At 43.1% G+C, this 6,106-nt stretch carries 7 protein-coding genes; 2 read left to right on the top strand and 5 right to left on the bottom strand.

Annotated elements, in window-relative coordinates; genetic code table 11:
* The first annotated feature begins 19 nt into the window (after window positions 1-19).
* Window positions 20-490, top strand: coding sequence for a crossover junction endodeoxyribonuclease RuvC (gene ruvC, locus LBC_RS08955; protein ID WP_221254090.1), 471 nt, complete (start codon window positions 20-22; stop codon window positions 488-490).
* A gap of 16 nt (window positions 491-506) precedes the next feature.
* Window positions 507-1,262 carry a glycosyltransferase family 25 protein gene (locus LBC_RS08950; protein WP_221254089.1) on the top strand — a complete coding sequence of 252 codons (756 nt, stop codon included), beginning with the start codon at window positions 507-509 and terminating at the stop codon, window positions 1,260-1,262.
* 282 nt (window positions 1,263-1,544) lie between these two features.
* On the opposite strand, the gene thyX is transcribed toward LBC_RS08950, so the two are convergent.
* From thyX to LBC_RS09090, 5 genes are all read right to left on the bottom strand, one after another.
* The gene (thyX, locus tag LBC_RS08945) at window positions 1,545-2,180 is read right to left on the bottom strand and encodes an FAD-dependent thymidylate synthase (protein WP_221254088.1); all 636 of its coding nucleotides are present in this window, start codon (window positions 2,178-2,180) and stop codon (window positions 1,545-1,547) included.
* Window positions 2,181-2,310: 130 nt separating this feature from the next.
* Window positions 2,311-2,868, bottom strand: a complete 558-nt coding sequence (locus LBC_RS08940) for a YceI family protein (protein WP_221254087.1) — start codon at window positions 2,866-2,868, stop codon at window positions 2,311-2,313.
* Window positions 2,869-3,229: 361 nt separating this feature from the next.
* Complete coding sequence (locus LBC_RS08935) at window positions 3,230-3,445, bottom strand: hypothetical protein (protein ID WP_221254086.1); 216 nt, start codon at window positions 3,443-3,445, stop codon at window positions 3,230-3,232.
* 9 nt (window positions 3,446-3,454) lie between these two features.
* Entirely contained in the window at window positions 3,455-5,875 is a 2,421-nt protein-coding gene (gene flgE / locus LBC_RS08930; protein ID WP_221254085.1) for a flagellar hook protein FlgE, read from the bottom strand.
* Between the two features lie 101 nt (window positions 5,876-5,976).
* Window positions 5,977-6,099, bottom strand: coding sequence for a hypothetical protein (locus tag LBC_RS09090; protein ID WP_260173409.1), 123 nt, complete (start codon window positions 6,097-6,099; stop codon window positions 5,977-5,979).
* Between the last annotated feature and the right edge of the window lie 7 nt (window positions 6,100-6,106).

The following is a 6,106-nucleotide window of genomic DNA, read 5'->3' as shown; positions in this document are numbered from 1 at the left end:
AAAATGTGAAAAGGCGTAAATGAAAATCCTAGGCATAGACCCTGGTTCGAGAAATTGCGGCTATGCGATACTCGAGAAAACCCCCAAAAAAACGGCTCTAGTCGAGGCTGGACTAATCAAAATAAAGCCAAGCACGCTTCAGTATCAGATAACTGAGCTTTGCGAGGGGATTGATCTAATCTTTTCACATCATAGCTTTGATGCGGTGGCGGTGGAGGATATATTTTACGCTTACAATCCCCAAAGCGTGCTAAAGCTAGCGCAGTTTCGTGGGGCTCTGAGCCTAAAAATTTTGCAGCTTCACGGCGATTTTGCCGAATATACCCCGCTTCAGGTAAAAAAGGCCGTAACTGGCAACGGCAAGGCGGCAAAGGAGCAGGTGGCCTTTATGGTAAAGCGGATTTTAGGTATTAGCAAGGAGATTAAGCCACTTGACATAACCGACGCCATCGCCGTGGCCTTAGCACACGCAAATACGATTAGAGTTTAAATTTAAAGGAGATATTATGCAAAAAATGAAGGGGGGGGTATACCTCATATCCTTAGAAAAGGATAGCAGAAGGCGAGAGCTTTTAAGGCAGCAGTTTGCGAGTTTTGATAGCTTTAATCTAGTGCAGGCGGTAAATGGCAGGGAGCTTGGTTTAGATGAGTATTATGAGCTTGCTTACAGGGCGTTTGATGCGTATAAGCAGTTTTTAAGCCCCTCTGAAATGGGCTGTGCGCTCTCTCACAAAAAGGCTTTGGAGCAGTTTTTAGCTAGCGATAATGAGCTTGGGCTTATCTTTGAAGATGACGTAACTGGCTATGATGATGACATAAAAAGAGCCTTTGAGATTGCTAGCATTTTGCCTAAAAATTCGCTTCTTCACTGCTTTAAGATTAAAAATATCCACTCTAGAGTGTTTGGAAAATATCGCCAGTTTGGGTGCGTGAGAGTTTTTGAGCTTGATAAATTTAGCTTTAGGCAGCTTTCTGGTGCAGTGGCTTATGTGGTGAGCAAAGATAGTGCAAAAGTGCTTTTAAAGCAGTATGAAAATGCGCCTTGTATTAGCGATTTTTATGAACCTTTGTGTTTTGAAAATGCTAGAATTTTTTATTATCCTATTTTTAGCTCAAATGATGAAAGTATTTCAAACATAACTACCGAGAGAAGCAGAAAAGCAAAGGTGGTTAAATTTGACGTTAAAAAGCTGCCTTTTTACTCACTTCGCAGAAACGTGGCAAAGTATATTCTAAGCCGCCGCCCAGATCCAGTGGGCTAAGATAAATTTATTTACTTGCTCGCTTTTTGGCGTGTGCATAGAAAACGAAAAAATTAAAAGGCAAGCCTAAGCCACGCAAGAGCGGCTCTCTTTTAGGCTTTGTGTAATTTATTCATTTGCGGCGCAGGAAGGTATTTGCGGCACAAAAACGTCTACTGCTATATCAAGCGCTAAAAATCGTGCTGAGAAGGCAGGAATGGTAACGCTAAATGCTACGAACACAAATTAGTGGCATTGGGCTTAAATTTATAATTAAAAACAGCACCATCTTATAAAAGATTTTTAGCCGTTTTCACTCAGACACTGGGCGAAGATAAACTTATGCTCCTCTGGCAGAGCCTCATAAATGGAGTGGGCAAGATCCCTAATCTCCCACAGGGCTGACTTTGAGCTTCTAAGGCTTAAAAAGTTTTGCAACGCCCTTGCGTTTATGCTCCACGTTAGCTCCGTGCGGTAGCACTCTGGCAGGCAGTATTTGACTATATCAAGGCTCGTTGTGGTGTTTGCCAGCACGCTACGTAGGTTTTCAAGTGCAGCCACACTCATAGCATCAACTAGCTCGTTGCCTGTTAGGACGATATACTGGGCGGCTCGGGCTAGGTTGGCATCGCCATCATCGCCATAAAAGCTTGGCTCATTTTTTAGCTCTTTTAGCGTGTAGCGCGTGGATTTGACGCTTAGGCTTGCCATTCGGTGGCGGGCGAGTTCTTGCAAGCAAGCGCGGCTGATACCTTGAATGTAAAAGCTATAGTGCAGGTGCTCAAGCGTGGAGGCGTGTTTAAATTTATTCCCCACTCTATCGATTAGCTCTATGTCTTTTTCGCCGCCATTATCGCCACGCTCAAAGCTCTGCCAGCAGGTGCGAATGGCGTGAGAGCAGACGTTTAGCGGGGTGTGGGTTAGGAGTGAGACTTGCATAGTATTTCCTTTGATTTTTTGCGTGAGTTTAGCAAAAAATAGCTAAAACAAAAATCATATAAATTTATAACGCTATTTAAACAGCCACGCAACTTTATCTTAAGTGCGCAGCTTTGATTATTAGGAGGCGCTATTTTACTGGCGCTTCAAAGATGATGGTAACTTCTGGGTGGGTTAGTTTGCCGTGAAGTCCTTGGATTACTTTGTCGGTTTTAAATTTATCAAAAGCTTCAGGCATAAAATCAAGCTGGTTTATCACGCCACTAGCCTTTAGTACGCCATTTTCTACGCTATATTTTAGTGCGACTGGTTTAGTCTCGCCATTTAGGCTTATTTTAGCGTCGATTTCTCCTGCTTTATCATCGCCTTTTACGTTTTCAAATGTAGCCACGATCTGCGGAGTTTTCATAAATTTAACCAGCTTATTTATGATATTTTGGTTTCTTACGGGAAGTTTTGTGTCGATTTTGTTAAAATCAATCTTTGCGCTAGCACCCTTTAAAATGCTCTCTATACTGCCATCAGTCGTCGGAAAGCTAAACTCCACGTCCTTAAAAGTGCCAGGCACAGCTGTTTTATTCGCTAGCTTGTATCCTTCAAATTTAACGCTAGCATTAGCCGCATCAAGTGTAGCCGCGCTTAGCGTACCAGCTGCTAAAAGTGCAAGTGAAATAAAGATTTTTTTCATACTTTCTCCTTAAGATTTTTGATTTGTATTATCATTTATAATGGCTTAAAAGCAGATAAAATCTCTCCTTAAATTTTAGAAAAAATCACTATGCCAGATGCGATAGCGCTTCCTATTGTTGGCTCTTTCATTTTATTCTCCTTTGTTTAGCTCGTTTTCTAGCTTTTTTAGGGCTAGTTGATAGCTTTTAAATTTGAGAGATAAAACTATAATAAATCCATAAATTTAATATCCATTTTTTTGATGTATTTAAAGTATAAAAAACCAGTTAAAAAGCCCAAAATTACAGCCGATGAAGCTATTGCGCTACCGATTGTCCCCATTTTCTTTCCCTTTTATTTCCAAATTCAGCTCTTTTAGCTCATTTATCAAGAGCCAAAAATTTTAAAGCACTGCCACAAATTCCAACCAAAAATATAAAAATCAGTGCGACGTTAATAATACCAAAAAATGTCTTTAAATCATCTTCTTTGGCTACATAATTCCAAATCCAGCCAGCACTAGCGCAGTAGGCTAGAAATTTTACTTTTATTATTTCTAGCCTTTTAGATATTATTTCTATGCGCTCTTTTACCACTTTAATGCCTTAATTTTTAAGCTGTAGTAGGGTGTTTAGCATTTCATCGCTTGTAGTTATCGTTTTAGAGTTGGCTTGAAAGCCCCTTTGGATTACGATTAGCTCAGTTAGCGAGCGGCTTAAATCGACGTTAGAGGCTTCTAGCTTAGCTGCGGCTATCTTGCCACGATCCCCTGTACCAGCTGTGCCGATTACTGCTTGACCGCTGTTTGCTGTCTCTTTAAAGACATTATCACCCTGCGCTTCAAGCCCCTCATTATTTGTAAACGTAGCCATCGCTACCTGCGCTAGACCGTAGCTGTTGCCGTTACTAAATGCGCCTATTATCACGCCATTTTCGTCGACTTTTAGATCTTTTAATATACCGCCGTCATAGCCGTCTTGGCTCGTGCTTTGGGTTGTGGAGTCTTTATCAAAGCTCGTCATACCGTTAAAATCCGTCCCCATGCCAAAATCAAGCTGGATGTTTTGCCCTGGCAAAGAGCCGTTATTAGCTGTAAATGTAATCCCAGCTGGATAAAAGCTAGCTAGCGAGCCGTCCGCATTAAATCTCATTGAGCCAGTTACTGCGTTTTTTGGTCCCACGCCGCTAAAGTTTATCTCCGCAGGCTCAGGCACTTGGATTAGTAGGCTCCACTCGGTGCCGCCGTCTGTTGTCATTCCGACCTTTCTCCATTGCAGGCTTATCTCGTGTTTTGAGCCTAGTGAGTCATAAATCTCTACTGTGCTACCGTGGCTAGCCATCATCATCTTGCCACTTGTGCGGATAGCTTGCCCTGGGCTTAGCGAGCCAGAGAGCGGACTTAGCATATTTTTTAGGCGCTGGTTTTCGCTAATTGCTTGGTTTGCGCCGTCACCCTCTTTTGTAAGCCCTGTGATGCTTAAATTTATAGTTCTATCATCGGTGCCGCTTTTTGGATTTTCTAGCTGGTAGCGTCCGTCTTTTGTAACGGTAAAGACCACTCCGTCGTTTAAATTTTTAGTCGCTTCAGTCGTACCAGCCGCTGAAGCTGCCTGCGAAGCCACAAAGGCATTTGTATCGGTATATGTTTCGTGATTATAGTTTGTCCATTTTTGAGCGTCCTCCATCATAGCAGCGCGCAAATCCTCAGTCGTCGTAAAGCGGCGCGCTATGCTATCATCATACTGATATGTCGTGGCTATTGGCGATGATGAGTAGGTGTATTGATAGGCTGTGATGATGTTTTGCCCTGTGATGCCCTGCACGCTATTTGAGCCAGCTGGGTTTAGCCCCTGAGTACCGTTTGTGTTTACTTGGAGGTGTATGTTTTTAGTCTTTGCTGTGGTGTTTGAGTTATTATAATTTATTAGTGTGAGTTGATTACCTGCGCTTACTACGGCTTGTACGCCTGTTTCGCTCTGTTTTTCATTTATTAGGCGTGCGACGTCAGATATGTGCGTTACCTCGCCAGCAACTGAGCGTATACGAGTGCCGTTTAGGTTTATATCTAGAGTACTGGCTTGTTGTAATTGCCCCATGGTGTTTGGATCAGCTGAGCCTATAGTCATGGGCTTTGTTTCGGCATTTGCGTAGCTTATCCATAGACCTTGTCCGTCACGTAGACTCACACCATTACCCTGCTCGTCAAATATCACGCCCATGTTTACGCCACGGTCTGTTATGACTTGCTGATTTTTGGCGTTGGTGTAGAATTTATTTTGATTGACGTCATTTTCTACATGCTCCTCGCCTGGTTCGTAGACTGGAGCATTTTGTGGTGGTTGTGTGCCTGGTATGGGTGCTGTTATTACTGCGCCAGTTACTGGATCTACCTGATAGACGCGGTCGTTGCCGTTTTCATCATATGCTAGGTGAAACTGATCTAGCGCGTACACTGGGCTAGATTGATTGCCGATGTCATTACCGCTGTCTAGGTTGCCTTTGACTTTTAAAAATGTCGTCGCACGCGCTGGCATCGTTAAGCCTTCTTTTATCACGATATCACGAATTGGCGCGGTGCTATCTATCTCGCCAGTCTCATCGTCCCTGCTCCAGCCTTGGACGATGTAGCCACTGTTATTTACGAAGTTTCCGACCTTATCACGCAAAAAGTCGCCGTTTCTAGTGTATAGCCTAGTCTTGCCGCCGTCTGGACTAACGATGAAAAATCCATTACCCTGTATCGCCATATCGGTGTTTTTATCGGTACTTTGCAGAGTGCCTTGGCTGAAAATGCGAGTGGTTGAGTTTATGCCTGTGCCAAGACCTATTTGCATGCCGTTTTGTCCGCCTAGAGCGCCTTGTGGGGCTGTGGCGACGCGTGGGGTTTGGCTTAGCATATCAGCGAAGTTCGCACGGTTGTATTTATAACCTACGGTGTTGACGTTTGAGATGTTATTACCCTCTACGTCCATTGCGATTTGGTGAGCTTGTAGTCCGCTGACGCCAGACCAGAGTGAGCGCATCATAGTTTATCCTTTTTGCATTTTTGTGAGAGTATAAGCAAAAAGTGTGCCAGTTTTAAATTTATGAATAAATTTTGGAGCGATAAACCGCTCCATTTTGATTTTTACTCGTCTTTGAAGTAAACGTCAGGGTATTTTTCTAGTTGGTTGATATTTATGTGGGTAAATTTATATCCCAGATACAGCGCCGCTATCCAAAGCCCTAAAAATATCAAACTCTCGGTCATTCTCGCT

This window comes from Campylobacter sp. 19-13652, assembly GCF_019702925.1.
Lineage (GTDB): Bacteria > Campylobacterota > Campylobacteria > Campylobacterales > Campylobacteraceae > Campylobacter_A.
The sequence above is the reverse complement of the archived record's forward strand: the minus strand, read 5'-3'. Positions and strand labels throughout refer to the sequence as shown.

Coding starts and splice junctions, on each gene's coding strand:
- LBC_RS09090 (WP_260173409.1), bottom strand. CDS start 6,099: ATGACCGAGAGTTTGATATTTTTAGGGCTTTGGATAGCGGCGCTGTAT.
- LBC_RS08940 (WP_221254087.1), bottom strand. CDS start 2,868: ATGAAAAAAATCTTTATTTCACTTGCACTTTTAGCAGCTGGTACGCTA.
- flgE (WP_221254085.1), bottom strand. CDS start 5,875: ATGATGCGCTCACTCTGGTCTGGCGTCAGCGGACTACAAGCTCACCAA.
- LBC_RS08950 (WP_221254089.1), top strand. CDS start 507: ATGCAAAAAATGAAGGGGGGGGTATACCTCATATCCTTAGAAAAGGAT.
- thyX (WP_221254088.1), bottom strand. CDS start 2,180: ATGCAAGTCTCACTCCTAACCCACACCCCGCTAAACGTCTGCTCTCAC.
- ruvC (WP_221254090.1), top strand. CDS start 20: ATGAAAATCCTAGGCATAGACCCTGGTTCGAGAAATTGCGGCTATGCG.